Source organism: Delftia sp. ASV31 (genome assembly GCF_016428765.1).
In the GTDB taxonomy this organism is placed as follows: Bacteria; Pseudomonadota; Gammaproteobacteria; order Burkholderiales; family Burkholderiaceae_C; genus Comamonas; species Comamonas acidovorans.
The window spans coordinates 1-16,879 of record NZ_JAELTK010000010.1 but is presented as its reverse complement, the minus strand read 5'-3'; the positions used below and the strand labels follow the sequence as shown (position 1 = coordinate 16,879).

Annotated in this window: 14 protein-coding genes; 12 read left to right on the top strand and 2 right to left on the bottom strand. The window is 69.9% G+C overall.

Annotated elements, in window-relative coordinates:
* Nucleotides 1-205 precede the first annotated feature (205 nt).
* Nucleotides 206-1,357: an acyl-CoA dehydrogenase family protein gene (locus tag JHD82_RS05640; protein ID WP_199135671.1), complete on the bottom strand. Its 1,152-nt coding sequence runs from the start codon at nucleotides 1,355-1,357 to the stop codon at nucleotides 206-208.
* A gap of 10 nt (nucleotides 1,358-1,367) precedes the next feature.
* Complete coding sequence (locus JHD82_RS05635) at nucleotides 1,368-2,609, bottom strand: CaiB/BaiF CoA-transferase family protein (RefSeq protein ID WP_199135670.1); 1,242 nt, start codon at nucleotides 2,607-2,609, stop codon at nucleotides 1,368-1,370.
* Nucleotides 2,610-2,703: 94 nt separating this feature from the next.
* Here JHD82_RS05635 and JHD82_RS05630 point away from each other — a divergent pair, with 94 nt between their 5' ends.
* From JHD82_RS05630 to JHD82_RS05575, 12 genes are all read left to right on the top strand, one after another.
* Nucleotides 2,704-3,594, top strand: a complete 891-nt coding sequence (locus JHD82_RS05630) for a LysR substrate-binding domain-containing protein (protein ID WP_123694916.1) — start codon at nucleotides 2,704-2,706, stop codon at nucleotides 3,592-3,594.
* A gap of 274 nt (nucleotides 3,595-3,868) precedes the next feature.
* Entirely contained in the window at nucleotides 3,869-4,843 is a 975-nt protein-coding gene (locus JHD82_RS05625) for an ABC transporter substrate-binding protein (protein ID WP_012202084.1), read from the top strand.
* Nucleotides 4,844-4,861: 18 nt separating this feature from the next.
* Entirely contained in the window at nucleotides 4,862-5,746 is an 885-nt protein-coding gene (locus JHD82_RS05620) for an ABC transporter permease (protein WP_016447378.1), read from the top strand.
* A gap of 149 nt (nucleotides 5,747-5,895) precedes the next feature.
* Nucleotides 5,896-6,675 (top strand): ABC transporter ATP-binding protein, encoded by a 780-nt coding sequence (locus tag JHD82_RS05615; protein WP_012202086.1) that lies wholly within the window; start codon nucleotides 5,896-5,898, stop codon nucleotides 6,673-6,675.
* Nucleotides 6,676-6,702: 27 nt separating this feature from the next.
* On the top strand, nucleotides 6,703-7,473 hold the full coding sequence (gene hutC, locus JHD82_RS05610; RefSeq protein WP_049801468.1) for a histidine utilization repressor: 771 nt from the start codon (nucleotides 6,703-6,705) through the stop codon (nucleotides 7,471-7,473).
* Between the two features lie 113 nt (nucleotides 7,474-7,586).
* Nucleotides 7,587-9,158 (top strand): histidine ammonia-lyase, encoded by a 1,572-nt coding sequence (gene hutH / locus JHD82_RS05605; RefSeq protein ID WP_013800045.1) that lies wholly within the window; start codon nucleotides 7,587-7,589, stop codon nucleotides 9,156-9,158.
* A gap of 39 nt (nucleotides 9,159-9,197) precedes the next feature.
* A complete protein-coding gene (gene hutU, locus JHD82_RS05600; RefSeq protein WP_199135669.1) occupies nucleotides 9,198-10,922 on the top strand; it encodes a urocanate hydratase in 1,725 nt (574 codons plus the stop codon).
* Between the two features lie 23 nt (nucleotides 10,923-10,945).
* Complete coding sequence (locus tag JHD82_RS05595; protein ID WP_063328066.1) at nucleotides 10,946-11,506, top strand: HutD family protein; 561 nt, start codon at nucleotides 10,946-10,948, stop codon at nucleotides 11,504-11,506.
* Between the two features lie 26 nt (nucleotides 11,507-11,532).
* Nucleotides 11,533-12,828, top strand: coding sequence for an imidazolonepropionase (gene hutI / locus JHD82_RS05590; protein ID WP_199135668.1), 1,296 nt, complete (start codon nucleotides 11,533-11,535; stop codon nucleotides 12,826-12,828).
* Between the two features lie 10 nt (nucleotides 12,829-12,838).
* Nucleotides 12,839-14,227, top strand: a complete 1,389-nt coding sequence (locus JHD82_RS05585) for an FAD-binding oxidoreductase (RefSeq protein WP_013800048.1) — start codon at nucleotides 12,839-12,841, stop codon at nucleotides 14,225-14,227.
* Nucleotides 14,224-15,369, top strand: coding sequence for a histidinol-phosphate transaminase (locus JHD82_RS05580; protein ID WP_199135667.1), 1,146 nt, complete (start codon nucleotides 14,224-14,226; stop codon nucleotides 15,367-15,369). The genes JHD82_RS05585 and JHD82_RS05580 overlap by 4 nt, the downstream gene beginning before the upstream one ends.
* Nucleotides 15,366-16,766, top strand: coding sequence for a formimidoylglutamate deiminase (locus JHD82_RS05575; RefSeq protein ID WP_199135666.1), 1,401 nt, complete (start codon nucleotides 15,366-15,368; stop codon nucleotides 16,764-16,766). The genes JHD82_RS05580 and JHD82_RS05575 overlap by 4 nt, the downstream gene beginning before the upstream one ends.
* Nucleotides 16,767-16,879: the final 113 nt, after the last annotated feature.

Genomic DNA, 16,879 nt, shown 5'->3' with positions numbered 1-16,879 from the left:
GCAGAGGCGGCTGGCGCGGGAGGGAGCGGGATGCGGGCGCTTCCCGCAAAAAATGCGCTGCGGCCCGAAGGCCGCAACAGCCGCCATTTTGCGCCCCCTCGCAAGGTCCAGGGAAGACCTGGGGTTTGAACCGCTCTGCATCAACGGCCTTTTGCGGGCGCGAGGGTGCCATTTTCAGATTTCTCCTAGCCACCCGCTGCTGCATTCAGCTGCCGCCCAGCACCCCACGCGCAATGATGCTGCGCTGCACTTCGGACGAACCTTCGTAGATGCGCAAAATGCGCGCATCGCGCACCAGGCGCTCCAGCGGCATTTCGCGCGTGTAGCCGTAGCCGCCGTGGATCTGCAGGGCTTCGTCGGTGACGAAGCCCACCATTTCGGACGCATGCAGCTTGGCCATGGCCGAGTGCTGGGTGAAGGGCTGGCCGGCCTGGCGCAAGGCCAGGGCCTGCATGGTCAGTGCCCACGATGCCTCCAGGCGCAGCTTCATGTCTGCCAGCTTCCACTGGATGCCCTGTTTCGTGGCCAGCGGCTCGCCGCCGACCAGGCGCTGATTGGCCCATTGCGCTGCGGCGGCCAGGGCGGCCTCGGCCACGCCCAGGGCGGTGGCCGCCACGTCCAGGCGGCTGTTGTCCAGCACCTTCATGGCTGTCTTGAAGCCTGTGCCCTCGGCGCCCAGCCGGTGGCTGGCAGGCACGCGCACGCCGTCCAGCGAGACCTCGAAGGCATGGCCGCCGCGGATGCCCATGAGTTTTTCTGGGGCCGAGACCTGGATGCCGGGCAGGTCATGCGGCACGATGAAGGCGCTGACGCCGCGCGCGCCGGCCTCCATGTCGGTCTTGGCGAAGACCACCATGAAGCGTGCCTCGGCGGCGTTGGAGATGAAGTGCTTGACGCCCGTGATCAGATAGTCGTCCCCATCGCGCACGGCGCGCGTGCGCATGTCGGCCGGGTGGGAGCCGCCGCGCGGCTCGGTCAGCGCAAAGGCGGCCAGCCATTGGCCGCTGGCGCAGCGCGGCAGCCACTGCTGGCGCTGGGCATCGTCGCCGCCGATGAGCACGGCGTCCGTGCCCAGGTAGTGGGCGCCGATCATGGACGAGGTGGCCGCGCAGGCGCGCGAGATGGCCACCAGGGACAGCAGCATGGCCGTGGGCGTGACGCCCGGGCCGCCCAGGGCCTCGGGCAGGTTCATGCCCATCACGCCCAGGGCCGACAGGCCCGGCACATGGCAGGTGGCGGACAGCGCTTCCTCGTCCATGCGCTGCGCCAAGGGCGCCAGCGCGTCGTCGGCAAATCGGGCCACGGCATCGGCAATGGCGTGGTCGTCGGCGGTGGTGCCCAGTCGTTGGAAGTTCATGGAGGTTCGCTCAATGTGATGGGGAAGAGGGGGCCGCGCCTGCAGTGCCCAGGGCACCGGATGCGCGCAGCGCGGCTATGGCTTCGGCGCCCCGGCCCAGCCACTGCGAGAGCAGGGCGTCGGTGTGCTCGCCCAGGGCCGGTGCGCGCTCGGCGCGGTTGGGTGCGGCGCCGCTGAAATGCACGGGCTGGGTGGGCAGGCGCAGGCCGGGCAGGCGAGGGTCCTGCACCGCGCCGAGCAGGCCGCGTGCCTGGCTCTGGGGCGACTCCAGCGCCTGGGCAATGTTCCAGATGGGGGCGGCGGGCACGCCGGCCGCATCCAGCGCGGCCACCACCTGCGCCACTTCATGCCTGCCGGCCCAGGTCTCGATGGCCTCGCGCAGCGCGGGTTCGTGGGCCGAGCGTGATTCGTCGCTGGCAAAGCGCGGGTCGCCGGCCAGCCCGCCCAGCTCCATGGCCTGCAGGGCGGCGGCGAACAGCTTGTTGTTGAGCACGGCCAGCGCGAAGTGGCCGTCGCCTGCGCGGTACACGCCGAAGGGGGCCGACAGCGGATGGCGGTTGCCCACGCGGCGCGCGGGCCGGCCCGTGAACAGGTAGCGCGCCACCGAGGTGGCCAGAAAGCTCAGCGTGGTGTCGAACATGGCCACGTCCACCTGCTGGCCCTGTCCCGTGGCGCGCGCCTGCAGCAGCGCGGCCAGCGTGGCCCAGGAGGCGAACAGGCCGGCCACCACGTCGCTGACGGCCTCGCCCACCACGGTGGGCGCGCCATCGGGCTCGCCCGTGGCCTCCATGAGGCCGCTCATGGCCTGCACGATGATGTCGTAGGCCGGCCGGTGGGCCAGCGGCCCGGTCTGGCCGAAGCCCGAGACGCTGACGTAGACCAGGCGCGGATTGAGTGCGCGCAGCTGCGCGGGGCCTATGCCCAGGCGCTCGGCCACGCCGGGCCGGAAGTTCTCCACCACCACGTCGGCCTGGGCGGCCATCTCGTGGACCAGGGCCACGGCCTCGGGATGCTTGAGGTCCAGCACCAGGCTTTGCTTGTTGCGGTTCATCACCGTGAACAGCGCGCTTTCTCCGTTGTTCATGGGGCCGATGGCGCGGTAGTCGTCGCCCTGCGGCGGCTCGATCTTGACGACCTCGGCGCCCAGGTCGGCCAGCAGGGCCGTGGACAGCGGCCCGGCCAGCACGCGCGTGAAGTCGAGAATGCGCACGCCGTCCAGCGGGCGGGCAGTGAGGGGGGTGGACTCGGTCATGGGGGCAGCCTTGGACGGGTGGTCTATGGCTGCATGCTGGCGCGTGATTGAATCAATGGAAAATATTCATTCTTGATTCACTGCATTCAAAAAGATGATCCAGATCAGCCTGCGCCAGCTGGAGTATTTCGTGGCCGCCGCACGCCATGGCAGCACGGCGCGCGCGGCCGAGGCCATCGGCGTGTCCCAGCCGTCCATCTCCAAGGCGATTGCCGACCTGGAGGCGCTGTGGGGCGAGGCGCTGTTCGTGCGCCGCCATGCCAGGGGGCTGGATCTCACGGCGGCCGGCGCGGTGCGCAGCCGCGAGGCCCAGGCGCTGCTGGACGGCGCACGCAGCCTGCAGGGGCCGCGCACGGTGGCGATGGCGGGCGTGCTGCGCCTGGGTTTTCTGAGCACGCTGGGCGCGCGCTGGGTGCCGGCCCTGCTGGCGCAGATGCAGCGCCTGCACCCCGGCATTGCGCTGGAGCTGGTGGAGGGCGACATCGCCTCGCTCACGCAGCAGGTGGAGCGCGGCGAGCTCGATGCGGCCCTGCAGTACGACACGGGCCTGGCGCGTCCCCGCATGGAGCTGCTGCCCGTGGCGGCGCTGCCGCCCTATGTGCTGCTGCCGCAGCGCCATGCGCTGGCGGCCAGGACCAGCGTGGGGCTGGCCGAGGTGGCCCGCTACCCGCTGGTCCTGATCAACCTGCCGCACAGCCGCGAGTATTTCCTGTCGCTGTTCCGCGAGGCCGGCGTGACGCCGCTGGTGGCCCATGAGTTCGCCTCCATCGAGATGCTGCGCTCCATGGTGGCCAACGGCCACGGCCTGAGCGTGCTGACCACGCGGCCGGTGGTGGACCGCGCCCACGATGGCCAGCGCCTGGCCTGCCGCCGCATCCGGGGCCGCGTGGCCCCCCAGGGCGTGGTGCTGGCCGTGCCGGCGGGCAATGCCTCGCCGCTGATTGCACCGTTCTTGAAGGTGGCGCGTGCCGTGATTGCACCGTAGCGGCGCGCAGGCCCGTGGCATGCACCACGGTGGTGAGGTGCTACCCGGGATTTTCCCCAGGTTGTATGGACAAGCTTGGTTGGCACGGCATTTGCTGTTGCTCTCCGTGTTGATCGCAGGTAGATGCAGGATGCTCGCTCCATCACCGGTTTGCCGGGTAATCCTGTATATACATGTCCGGTCGGCAAAAACACACTTCGGGCTCCCGCACAGGTCTGCCTGCGGACCCCGAAACTGCCATCGCCAACTTGCTTTCCCGACCGAGGAGTGCCACATGAGTTCGATCCCCACGTTCCGCCGCCTGCCCCTGGGGCCGCTGGCCGCCGCCCTCTGCCTTGCCGCCGCACTGCAGCCCGCTGCCGCGCAGGAGACCAAGATCACCCTGGGCATGTCGGGCTGGACCGGCTTCGCGCCGCTGACCCTGGCCGACAAGGCCGGCATCTTCAAGAAGAACGGCCTGGCGGTGGACCTGAAGATGATTCCGCAGAAGGACCGCCACCTGGCCCTGGCCTCGGGCGCCATCCAGTGCGCGGCCACCACCATCGAGACGCATGTGGCCTGGAACACGAACGGCGTGCCCATCGTGCAGATCTTCCAGATGGACAAGTCCTATGGCGCCGACGGCATCGCCGTGCGCAATGACGTCAAGGGCTTTGCCGACCTCAAGGGCAAGACGGTGGCCGTGAGCGCGCCGGGCACGGCGCCGTACTTCGGCCTGGCCTGGATGCTGCACAAGAACGGCATGACCATGAAGGATGTGAAGACCGTCTCGCTGGAGCCCCAGCCCGCGGCCCAGGCCTTCGTGGCCGGCCAGAACGATGCGGCCATGAGCTACGAGCCCTACCTGTCCACCATCCGCGCCAACCCGGCGGCGGGCAAGATCCTGGCCACCACCATCGACTACCCCATGGTCATGGACACCGTGGGCTGCGATCCCAAGTGGCTCAAGGCCAACGCGGCCGCCGCCAAGGCCCTGGCCCAGTCGTATTTCGATGCGGTGGCCATGATCGAGGCCGACAAGACCAAGTCCTTCGAGATCATGGGCGCGGCCGTCAAGCAGGGTGGCGAGCAGTTCGGCAAGTCGGCCTCCTACCTGAAGTGGTCCGACAAGGAAGCCAACCAGAAATTCTTCGCCAACGAGCTGGTGCCCTTCATGAAGGAGTCGGCCGTGATCCTCAAGGAGGCCGGCATCATCCGCTCCATCCCCGAGAACTATGGCGTGATGTACGACGCCAGCTTCATCCAGTAAGCCCGCCAGGGGATGACCATGCAAGCCGCATCCACTTCCGCAGTCCAGCCGGCTAACAAGCCCATGACCCACGCCACACCGCACGCTCCCGCGCCCGCCGCGGCGCCAGCCCCCGTCCGCCGCCGCCGCATGGCGCCGCTGGAGCCCGTCAGCCCCACGGCCAAGTGGGTGCTGGGTGTGGCCTTCTTCGTGCTGTTCTTTCTCGTCTGGGCGGCTGTGACGCTGGGCGGCTTCGTCTCCCCGACCTTCCTGGCCAGCCCCATGACCATGGCGCGCGAGGGCGTGCTGCTGTTCACCGAGTACGGCTTCCTGCACGACATCGGCATGACGGTATGGCGCGTGATGGGCGGCTTCATCCTGGCCTCGGTCGTGGCCGTGCCGCTGGGCATCGCCATGGGCGCCTGGAAGCCGGTCGAGGCCTTCTTCGAGCCCTTTGTCTCGTTCTGCCGCTACCTGCCGGCCTCGGCCTTCATCCCGCTGCTGATCCTGTGGGCCGGCGTGGGCGAGACGCAGAAGCTGCTGGTCATCTTCATCGGCTCGGTGTTCCAGATCACGCTGATGGTGGCCGTCACCGTGGGCGGCGCGCGCAAGGACCTGGTGGAGGCCGCCTATACGCTGGGCGCCTCCAACACCGGCGTGGTGCGCCGCGTGCTGATTCCGGGCGCCGCGCCCGGCATTGCCGAGACGCTGCGCCTGGTGCTGGGCTGGGCCTGGACCTATGTGATCGTGGCCGAGCTGATCGGCTCGTCCTCGGGCATCGGCCACATGATCACCGACAGCCAGGCGCTGCTGAACACGGGCCAGATCATCTTCGGCATCATCGTGATCGGCCTCATCGGCCTGGTGTCCGATTTCATCTTCAAATCTCTGAACCGTCGCATGTTCGAGTGGAGCACCCTGTGAAAAGGATCTACCCCCTGAGCGGCTGCGCCGCTTCCCCCTTGAAGGGGGACGACACCCTCGGTGCGGGGCGGCCCTTCCTCGGTGTCTCTGAGGTGAGTCGCGCCGGTTGCAGCCGCCGTGAATATTGACAAGCGCCCTGGAGAATCGTGATGAATCTTTTGTCTATTCAAGGTGTTTCGCGCACCTTCACCAGCCACAAGGGCACGAGCACGCAGGCCTTGCTGCCTGTGGATTTCGAGGTCCGCGAGAACGACTTCGTCACCATCCTCGGCCCTTCGGGCTGCGGCAAGTCCACCATGCTGCGCATTGCGGCAGGGCTGGATTTCCCGACCACGGGCCAGGTGCTGCTGGACGGCCGCGCCGTGGACGGGCCGGGCGCCGACCGGGGCATGGTGTTCCAGAGCTACACGCTGTTTCCGTGGCTGACGGTGGCCCAGAACATCCGCTTCGGCCTGCGCGAGAAGGGCGTGAGCGAGGCGCTGCAAAAGGAGCGCAGCGACTACTTCATCGCCAAGGTGGGGCTGCGCGGCTTCGAGAACCACTTTCCCAAGCAGCTGTCGGGCGGCATGCAGCAGCGCACGGCCATTGCGCGCGCGCTGGCCAACGATCCCAAGATCCTGCTCATGGACGAGCCCTTCGGCGCCCTCGACAACCAGACCCGCGTGCTCATGCAGGAGCTGCTGCTGGGCATCTGGGAGGCCGAGCGCAAGACCGTGATGTTCGTCACCCACGACATCGACGAGGCCATCTTCATGGCCAACCGCGTGGCCGTGTTCAGCGCGCGCCCGGGCCGCATCAAGGCCGATATTCCCGTGAACCTGCCGCATCCGCGCCACTACACGGTCAAGACATCGCCCGAGTTCATGGAGCTGAAAGCCCGGCTGACCGAAGAGATTCGCGCAGAGTCGCTGGCCGCTGCTGCACACTGACGCTTTTCCATGACCACTGCCCACACCATGTCTTCGCGTTCCACGGCTTCCCGACTTTCCGCAACGACGGCGGAGGTGCCCATGGCCCTGTACCAGCAGGTCAAGGACCATGTGCTGCGCAAGATCGCCGATGGCTCGCTGTCGGCCGGCGAGCGCGTGCCGTCCGAGCAGGAGCTGGTGCAGGAGTTCGGCGTGGCCCGCATGACGGCCAACCGCGCGCTGCGCGAGCTGGCCGAGCAGGGCGTGATCGTGCGCGTGGCCGGCGTGGGCTCCTTCGTGGCCGAGGAAAAGCCGCAGTCCACGCTGCTGCGCATCGCCAACATTGCCGAAGAGATCCGCCAGCGCGGGCATGACCACCGCTTCGAGCTGATCAGCGTGCGCCGCGAGTCGGCCTCGCCCGAGGCGGCCGCTTCGCTGCAGCTGTCTGCGGGCAGCTCGGTGTTCCACCTGCAGGGCGTGCATTTCGAGAACGACGTGCCCGTGCAGCTGGAAGACCGCCATGTGAACCCGCGCATGGCGCCGGACTTCATGGAGCAGGACTTCTCGCTGATCCAGCCTTCGGTGTATCTGGTGCGCAACGTGCCCTTCGACCAGATCGAGCATGTGGTGGACGCCATGCTGCCCACGCCCGAGCAGGCGCGCTGGCTGCAGATGGACGCCGACCAGCCCTGCCTGACGCTGACGCGCCGCACCTGGTACCTGGGCACGCCCGTGACCTGGGTGCACTGCGTGCATCCGGGCATGCGCTACCGGCTGGGCAGCCGCTTTCGCACCGACGGCGGATCGCACGACGGCTGAGGCCTGAAAGGCGGGGTTCCCGCTCTTGCGCTGTTCCGCTTCGATTGATATTGTATAGACAGGCATAGACATCCATCCCGGCACACCCTCCCAGACACCGACAGGGCATCACCATGAACACCATCACGACTCCCGGCCTCACCTCCCGTCCCGGCACCGCGCTGACGCTGCAGCCCGGCCAGGTCAGCCTGGCCCAGCTGCGGGCCATCCAGCAGGGCGGCGTGCGCCTGTCCATGGCGGCGTCCGCCTACGAGCGCATGCGCGCCGCCCAGGCCCATGTGCAGCACATCGTGGATGAGGACCAGGTCGTCTATGGCATCAACACCGGCTTCGGCAAGCTGGCCTCCACCAAGATCGCCCATGACCGCCTGGCAGAACTGCAGCGCAACCTGGTGCTGTCGCACAGCGTGGGCACGGGCGATCCACTGCCCGACGCCGTGGTGCGCCTGGTGCTGGCCACCAAGGCCGTGAGCCTGGCGCGCGGCCACTCGGGCGTGCGCCCCGAGCTGGTCGATGCGCTGCTGGCCCTGGCCAACGCCGACGTGCTGCCCGTGATTCCCGCCAAGGGCTCGGTGGGTGCCTCGGGCGACCTGGCGCCGCTGTCGCACCTGGCCTGCGTGCTGATCGGCGAAGGCCAGGCCAAGATCGATGGACAGGTGGTGTCCGGCACCGAGGCCATGCGCCACGTGGGCCTGGAGCCCTTCGTGCTCGGCCCCAAGGAAGGGCTGGCCCTGCTCAACGGCACCCAGGTATCCACGGCGCTGGCCCTGGTGGGCCTTTTCCAGGGCGAGAGCGTGTTCGCCGCCGGCCTGGTGGCAGGCTGCCTGACGCTGGAGGCCATCAAGGGCTCGGTCAAGCCGTTCGACGCGCGCATCCACGAGGCGCGCGGCCAGCTCGGCCAGATCGCCGTGGCCGCCGCCGTGCGCGAGCTGCTGGACGGCAGCGCCATCGACACCTCCCACCCCCACTGCGGCCGCGTGCAGGACCCGTACTCCATCCGCTGCGTGCCCCAGGTCATGGGCGCCTGCCTGGACAACCTCAGCCATGCGGCCCGCGTGCTGGTGATCGAGGCCAACGCCGCCTCGGACAACCCGCTTGTCTTCGACAACGGCGACGTGATCTCGGGCGGCAACTTCCACGCCGAGCCCGTGGCCTTCGCGGCCGACATCATCGCCCTGGCCCTGGCCGAGATCGGCGCCATCTCCGAGCGCCGCATGGCCCTGCTGCTGGACACCGGCCTGTCGGGCCTGCCGGCCTTCCTGATCGCCGACAGCGGCGTGAACTCGGGCTTCATGATCGCCCAGGTCACGGCCGCCGCCCTGGCTGCCGAGAACCAGTGCCTGGCCCATCCCAGCAGCGTCACCAGCCTGCCCACCTCGGCCAACCAGGAAGACCATGTCTCCATGGCCACCTACGGCGCGCGGCGCCTGGGCGAGATGGCGCGCAACACCGCCGTCATCGTGGGCGTGGAGGCCATGGCCGCCGCCCAGGGCATGGACTTCGACCGCAGCCTGAACAGCTCCGAGCTGATCGAGGCGCAGTACGCGCTGATCCGCAGCCAGGTTCCGCACCTGGACCGTGACCGCTACCTGGCACCCGACATCGAAACCATGCGCCAGTGGGCGCTTGCCACGGACTGGCCCCAGGCCATCGTCCGCCACCTGCCCAGCCACCAGGCTGCCTGAACCCCGCAACCGCTCACCCCCCGCATCCAGGAGATCGCCATGAACGCCAACGACGCCATCCTCAACGCCAACGCTGCCACCAATCCCCGCTATGACGCCAGCCGCGTCATCCGCGCCCCGCGCGGCAGCGAACTGCACTGCAAGAACTGGCTGGCCGAGGCCGCCTACCGCATGCTGCAGAACAACCTGGACCCCGACGTGGCCGAGAACCCCAAGGCCCTGGTGGTCTACGGCGGCATCGGCCGCGCGGCGCGCAACTGGGAGTGCTATGACCAGATCCTGGAGTCGCTGAAAAAGCTGGAGGCCGACGAGTCCCTGCTGATCCAGTCGGGCAAGCCCGTGGGCGTGTTCAAGACGCACGAGAACGCACCGCGCGTGCTGCTGGCCAACTCCAACCTCGTGCCCCAGTGGGCCAACTGGGAGCACTTCAACGAGCTCGACCAGAAGGGCCTGTTCATGTACGGCCAGATGACGGCCGGCAGCTGGATCTACATCGGCGCCCAGGGCATCGTGCAGGGCACGTTCGAGACCTTCGTCGAGGCCGGCCGCCAGCACTACAACAACGACCTCACGGGCAAGTGGATCCTCACGGCGGGCCTGGGCGGCATGGGCGGTGCCCAGCCCCTGGCCGGCGTGCTGGCCGGCGCCTGCGTGCTGGCCATCGAATGCCAGCAAAGCAGCATCGACTTCCGCCTGCGCACGCGCTACCTGGACAAGCAGGCGCGCGACATCGACCACGCGCTGGAGCTCATCGCCCAGCACACGGCCGCGGGCGAAGCCATCTCCATCGGCCTGCTGGGCAATGCCGCCGAAATCCTGCCCGAGCTGGTGCGCCGCGCAAAGGCCGGCGGCGCCCGCCCCGACATCGTGACCGACCAGACCTCGGCCCATGACCTGATCAACGGCTACCTGCCCGTGGGCTGGACCGTGGACGAGTGGCGTGCCGCCGCCGCCGACCCGTCGCGCCATGCCCAGCTCAAGGCCGCCGCCGCCCAGGGCTGCGCCCAGCACGTGCAGGCCATGCTGGACTTCCAGGCCATGGGCATTCCCACGGTGGACTACGGCAACAACATCCGCCAGGTGGCCCTGGACCAGGGCGTGAAGAACGCCTTCGACTTCCCCGGCTTCGTGCCCGCCTACATCCGCCCGCTGTTTTGCGAAGGCAAGGGCCCGTTCCGCTGGGTGGCCCTGTCCGGCGACCCCGAGGACATCTACAAGACCGACGCCAAGATCAAGGAACTGTTCCCCGACAACAAGCACACCCACCGCTGGCTGGACATGGCGCGCGAGCGCATCAGCTTCCAGGGCCTGCCCGCGCGCATCTGCTGGTTGGGACTGGGCGAGCGCCACAAGGCGGCCCTGGCCTTCAACGAGATGGTGAAGAACGGCGAACTCAAGGCCCCCATCGTGATCGGCCGCGACCACCTGGACTGCGGCTCGGTGGCCAGCCCCAACCGCGAGACCGAATCCATGAAGGACGGCACGGACGCCGTCAGCGACTGGCCGCTGCTCAATGCCCTGCTCAACACCGCAGGCGGCGCCACCTGGGTCAGCCTGCACCACGGCGGCGGCGTGGGCATGGGCTACTCCCAGCATGCGGGCGTGGTCATCGTGGCCGACGGCACGGACGAGGCCGCCGCCCGCCTGGGCCGCGTGCTCTGGAACGATCCGGCCACCGGCGTGATGCGCCATGCGGATGCGGGCTACGACATTGCCGTGGCTGCGGCCAAGCGCCATCAGCTGAACCTGCCCATGGTCAAGTGAGCCGCTTGCAGGACACCACGGCCATGCAGCGTTTCGACCTGAACCAGATCGCCGCCAGCCCCTGGAAGAACGGGGGCGGCAGCACGCGCGAGATCGCCTGCTGGCCGCCCGGGGCGGGCATGGAGGCTTTCGGCTGGCGCATCAGCGTGGCCACCATTGACCAGCCCGGCCCGTTCTCGGCCTTTGCGGGCGTGGACCGGCAGATCATGCTGCTCGATGGCGACGGCGTGCACCTGCGCGGCGAAGGCATCGACCATGTGCTGGACGCGCGCTGGCAGCCGTTTGCCTTCTCCGGCGATGTGGCGCTGGGCTGCTCGCTGCTGGGCGGCACTTCCACCGACTTCAACGTGATGGCGCGGCGCGGCCGGTGGCGGGCGCAGGTCCAGGTGCTGGACAGCGCTGCCGACGCCGGCCGCGCCGACGCCGGCCTGTGCATGGTGCTGCAGGGCAACTGGCAGGCGGATGGCGCTGCGCTCATCCCCGGCCAGGGCCTGTGGTGGAGCGCGCAGCAGCCCGACCCGCAGCATCTGGTGCCGCAGACCGACGACGCGCGGCTGGTGCAGGTGCTGCTGCAAGCCTGCTGACCCACGACATCCAAGGAATCACCTCCATGACCGAGCCCCACGCACCCGCTTCTGCATCCGCTTGCGCACTCGCTCCATCCTCTTCGGCCGACGGCTGCTGGCAGAACCTGCGCCTGGCGCCTGACATGTTCGAGGCCGGCCAGGCCGTGGGTGACGGGGAGGATGCCTGCATCGTGGTGCAGCAGGGCCGCGTGGCCTGGGTGGGGCCGCAGCAGGCCCTGCCGCCCGCATATGCGGCCCTGCCGCGCCATGACGGCCAGGGCATGCTGGCCACGCCGGGCCTGGTCGATTGCCACACCCACCTGGTCTATGGCGGCGAGCGCGCCAACGAATTCGCCATGCGCCTGGACGGCGCCAGCTACGAGGAAGTGGCACGCGCCGGCGGCGGCATCGTCTCCAGCGTGCGTGCCACGCGCGAGGCCAGCGAGGACGAGCTGTTCGCCCAGGCCCTGCCGCGCCTGCAGCAGCTGCTGGACGAAGGCGTCTGCGCCATCGAGATCAAGTCGGGCTACGGCCTGGCCCTGGAGCACGAGCGCAAGCAGCTGCGCGTGGCGCGGCGCCTGGGCCAGGCCCTGGGCGTGACCGTACGCACCACCTTCCTGGGCGCGCATGCGCTGCCGCCCGAGTACGCAGGGCGCAGCCAGGACTACATCGACCTGGTCGCCGGCACCATGCTGCCCGCGCTGGCGGCCGAGGGCCTGGTCGATGCGGTCGATGTGTTCTGCGAGCGCATCGCCTTCTCGCTGGCCGAGACCGAGCAGGTCTTCCAGGCCGCACGCCGCCTGGGCCTGCCCGTCAAGCTGCATGCCGAGCAGCTGTCGAACATGGAGGGGGCGGCCCTCGCGGCCCGCTATGGCGCGCTGTCGTGCGACCACATCGAGCACCTGTCCGAATCCGGCATTGCCGCCATGCGCGACGCGGGTTCCGTGGCCGTGCTGCTGCCCGGCGCCTACTACACGCTGCGTGACACCCACATGCCGCCCATCGCGGGCCTGCGCGCCGCGGGCGTTCCCATGGCCGTCTCTACCGATCACAATCCGGGCACCTCCCCCTGCCTGAGCCTTTTGCTCATGGCCAACATGGCCTGCACCCTGTTCCGGCTCACCGTGCCCGAGGCGCTGGCGGGCATCACCCGCCATGCCGCGCGCGCCCTGGGCCTGCAGGACGAGCATGGCCTGATCGCGGCCGGCCGTCCTGCCCACTTCGTGCTCTGGCCCGTGCGCCATGCGGCCGAGCTGGCCTACTGGTTCGGCAGCAAGCCGGACTGCACCATCGTGCGCCAGGGCCGCATCGTGCGGACCCGCAGGCAGGGGAGCCACTGAAAGCCTGCTCATGTCCCATGCACTGTTTCTCGATGAATTGATTTCCACCCTGGGCGCCGAAGTGGCGCAGCGCGGCGACGATGTGCCCGCGCGCTACCACACCGACTGGAGCGGCACGCCGCCCCAGCGCCCGCTGGCCCTGGTGCGCCCGCGCAGCACCGACGAGGTCAGCGCGCTCATGCGCCTGTGCACGGCCCACCGCGTGCCTGTCGTGCCCCAGGGCGGGCTCACGGGCCTGGCCGGGGCGGCCGTGCCCGTGGCGGGCGCCGTGGCCGTCTCCATGGAGCGCATGAACGCCATCGAGGACGTGAACGCGCGCACCGCGCTGATGACCGTGCAGGCCGGCGCCACGCTGCAGGCCGTGCAGGAGGCGGCCGTGGCCGCAGGCATGGTCTTCGGCGTGGACCTGGGCGCGCGCGGCAGCTGCCAGATCGGCGGCAACGTGGCCACCAATGCGGGCGGCAACGGCGTGCTGCAGCACGGCATGATGCGCGAGCAGGTGCTGGGCCTGGAGGTGGTGCTGGCCGACGGCACGGTGCTGCCCATGCTGCGCCCCATGCTCAAGAACAACACGGGCTACGACCTCAAGCAGTTCTTCATCGGCTCGGAGGGCACGCTGGGCATCGTCACGCGCGTGCTGTTGCGCCTGCGCCCCGCGCCCCAGGCCCGCGCCACGGCCCTGGTGGCCGTGCCGGACTTCGATGCGGCGCTGTCCGTGCTCTCGCGCATGCAGTCGCGCTTCGGCAACGGCGTGGCGGCGTTCGAGCTGATGTGGGACAGCTTCATCCAGGCCTCCATCCGCTGGCAGAAGCTGCAGCCGCCCTTTGGCCAGGCGCATGCGCTGCTGGCCCTGATCGATGTGGACGGCAAGGACGAGGCCACGCTGCGCGCCGACGTGGAAGAGGCCCTGGGCGAGGCCATGGAGGCCGGCGAGGTGGCCGATGCCGTCATCGCCCAGTCCGTGGCACAGGCGCGCCAGCTGTGGAAGCTGCGCGAGGCGCCGGCCGAGCTCAACACGAACATGCATCCGCCCGTCAACTTCGACGTCAGCCTGCCCCAGGCCGACATCGGCCGCTTCGCCGATGCCTGCCGCGCCGCGTTCGACGCGCGCTGGCCCGGCCACCACTCGCTGTTCTTCGGCCATGTGGGCGACGGCAACCTGCATGTCTCGGTGGACGGTGCCACCGCCAACGGCGACTGCGAAGGCGTCGAGGCCGCGCTGTACCACCTGGTCGGCGAGTTCGGCGGCAGCGTCTCGGCCGAGCACGGCATCGGCCTGCACAAGAAGCCCTATCTCGGCGCCAGCCGCACGCCGGCCGAACTGGCCGTGATGCGCGCCATCAAGCAGGCGCTGGACCCCCTGCATCTGTTCAACCCCGGCAAGGTATTCGACCTATGAACGCTCCCGCCCTCCACGCGATCCACACCCTGGCACGCCCCGAAGTGCCGCCGCTGCCGCCGTACAACGCAGGCCTGTCCTCCGAGGCCGTGCGGGCGCGCTACGGCGTCACCGAGATCGCGCGGCTGGCGAGCAACGAGAACCCCTTTGGCGCCAGCCCTGCCGTGGCCCGCGCCCTGGCCGACCTGGCCCTGCATGTGGGCACCTATCCCGATGCGCAATGCACGGCGCTGCGCGCGGCCATCGCGGCGCGCACCGGCGTGCCGGCCGAGGCCATTGCCGTGGGCAATGGCTCCGAGGACATCCTGCAGATGCTGTGCCAGGCGTTTCTCTCGCCCGGCGACCGCGTGCTCACCCAGCGCCCGGCCTTCGGCCTGCACGAGATCTACCCGCGCATGATGGGCGCCCGTGTCGAGCTGCTGGAGCTGACGCCCGCGCTGGGCTTCGACGTCGATGCCTGGTGCCAGGCGCTGGCGCGCGGCCCCAAGATCGCCATGCTGGCCAATCCCTCCAATCCCGTGGGCTGCATGTTCGGTGCCGGCGATTTCGCGCGCCTGCTGGACGCCACGCCACCGCAGACCCTGCTGGTGGTGGACGAGGCCTACTACGAGTACGCCCTGCACGCAGACGGCTATCCCGACGTGCTGGCCCTGCTGCGCGGCCGCGCCATGCCCTGGATCGTGCTGCGCACCTTCTCCAAGGCCTGGGGACTGGCGGGCCTGCGCGTGGGCTACGGCCTGGCCAGCGACGCGGCCCTGGTGCAACTGCTGGACCGCGTGCGCACGCCCTTCAACGTCAACCAGGCCGCCCAGGCGGCGGCGCTGGCGGCCTGGGGCGATGAGGGCTTCATGCAGCGCGGCGTGGCCGAGACCGTGCGCCTGCGCGATGTGCTGGCGCAGCGGCTGGCCGCCCTGCCTGCACTGCCCGCGCTTCGGATGGCGCCTTCGGCCGCCAACTTCCTGTTCATCGACATCGGCCGTCCCAACGGCCCCGTGAACGAGGCGCTGCTGGCCCGGGGCCTGATCGTCAAGCCCTGGAAGGAGCCGGGCTTCGAGCACTTCATCCGCGTCTCCGTGGGCACGGAGGCCGACAACGCGCGCTTCGTCCGCGCGCTGGCCGACATCCTGGAGGCCGTGCAATGAGCGGCATCGACCCGACACCCGACAGCCGCACGCTGTTCGCCGAGCACGCGCTGCTGCCCACGGGCTGGGCGCGCAATGTGCTGCTGCGCTGGGATGGCGCAGGGCGCCTGCTGGCCGTACAGGCCGACGCCCCACCCGGCAGCGCGCCGCGCGCGCCCGGCCCCGTGCTGCCCGGCATGCCCAACCTGCACTCGCATGCCTTCCAGCGCGCCTTTGCGGGCCTGACCGAATACCGCGCCGAGGCCCAGGACAGCTTCTGGAGCTGGCGCGACCTCATGTACCGCTTTGCCGCGCGCATCACGCCCGAGTCGCTGGAGGCCATCGCCACCTGGCTGTACGTGGAGATGCTGGAGGCCGGCTACACCTCGGTCTGCGAATTCCACTACGTGCACCACGACCGGGATGGCCGGCCCTATGCCGACGACGCCACGCTGTCCCTGGCCCTGCTGCGCGCCGCGCGCAAGGCCGGCATGGGCATCACCCTGCTGCCCGTGCTCTACCAGACCAGCGGCTTCGGCGGCAAGCCGCCGCGCGCCGACCAGGCGCGCTTCATCCGCAGCACCGACAACATGCTGGCCCTGCTGCAGCGCCTGCTGCCCGAGGCCCGTGCCCAGGGCGCGGCCCTGGGCCTGGCGCCGCACTCGCTGCGCGCCGTGCCGCCCGACAGCCTGCGCGTAGCCGTGGAGGGCCTGACGGCGCTGGACGCGCGCGCGCCCATCCACATCCACATTGCCGAGCAGACACAGGAGGTGGACGACTGCCTGGCCTGGAGCGGCCAGCGCCCCGTGCAATGGCTGCTGGAGCATGCCCCCGTGGACGCACGCTGGTGCCTGGTCCACGCCACCCACATGACGCCCGGCGAATACGCGGGCGCCGCGCGCAGCGGCGCCGTGGCCGGCATCTGCCCCACCACCGAGGCCAACCTGGGCGATGGCATCTTCGACATGCCGCAATGGCTGGGCCACGGCGGCGCCTGGGGCGTGGGCTCGGACAGCCATGCCTGCGTCAACGCGGCCGAGGAACTGCTGATGCTCGAATACAGCCAGCGCCTGTCGCTGCGCCAGCGCAACGTGCTGGCAGGCCCCGACCCGCAGGTGGGCACAGCGCTGTGGACCGCCGCCGTGCAGGGCGGTGCCCAGGCCGCAGGCCGCCCCGTGGCCGGGCTGGCCGTGGGCCAGCAGGCCGACTTCCTGGCGCTGGACGCAGACCATGTGGCGCTGGCCGGCCTGCCGGTGCAGGCCATGGTCTCGGCCCATGTCTTCGGCAGCCACCGCAGCAGCGCCCTGCTCAGCCTGTGGGTGGGCGGCGAGCGCCGCGTGCAGGCGGGACGGCATGCGCTGCACGAAGCGGCAGCCCGCGGCTTTGTCGCGGCGCGCGCGGCCACCCTGCAATCCTGAGGCACCCGCATGCCATGGGCCCGCAAAATCCGCCAGAAACGTTCCAGAATCACACCATGACCGATACCGCTCCCCCTCCCTTCGTCTTCCACCAGGGCACGGCGCCGCTGCTG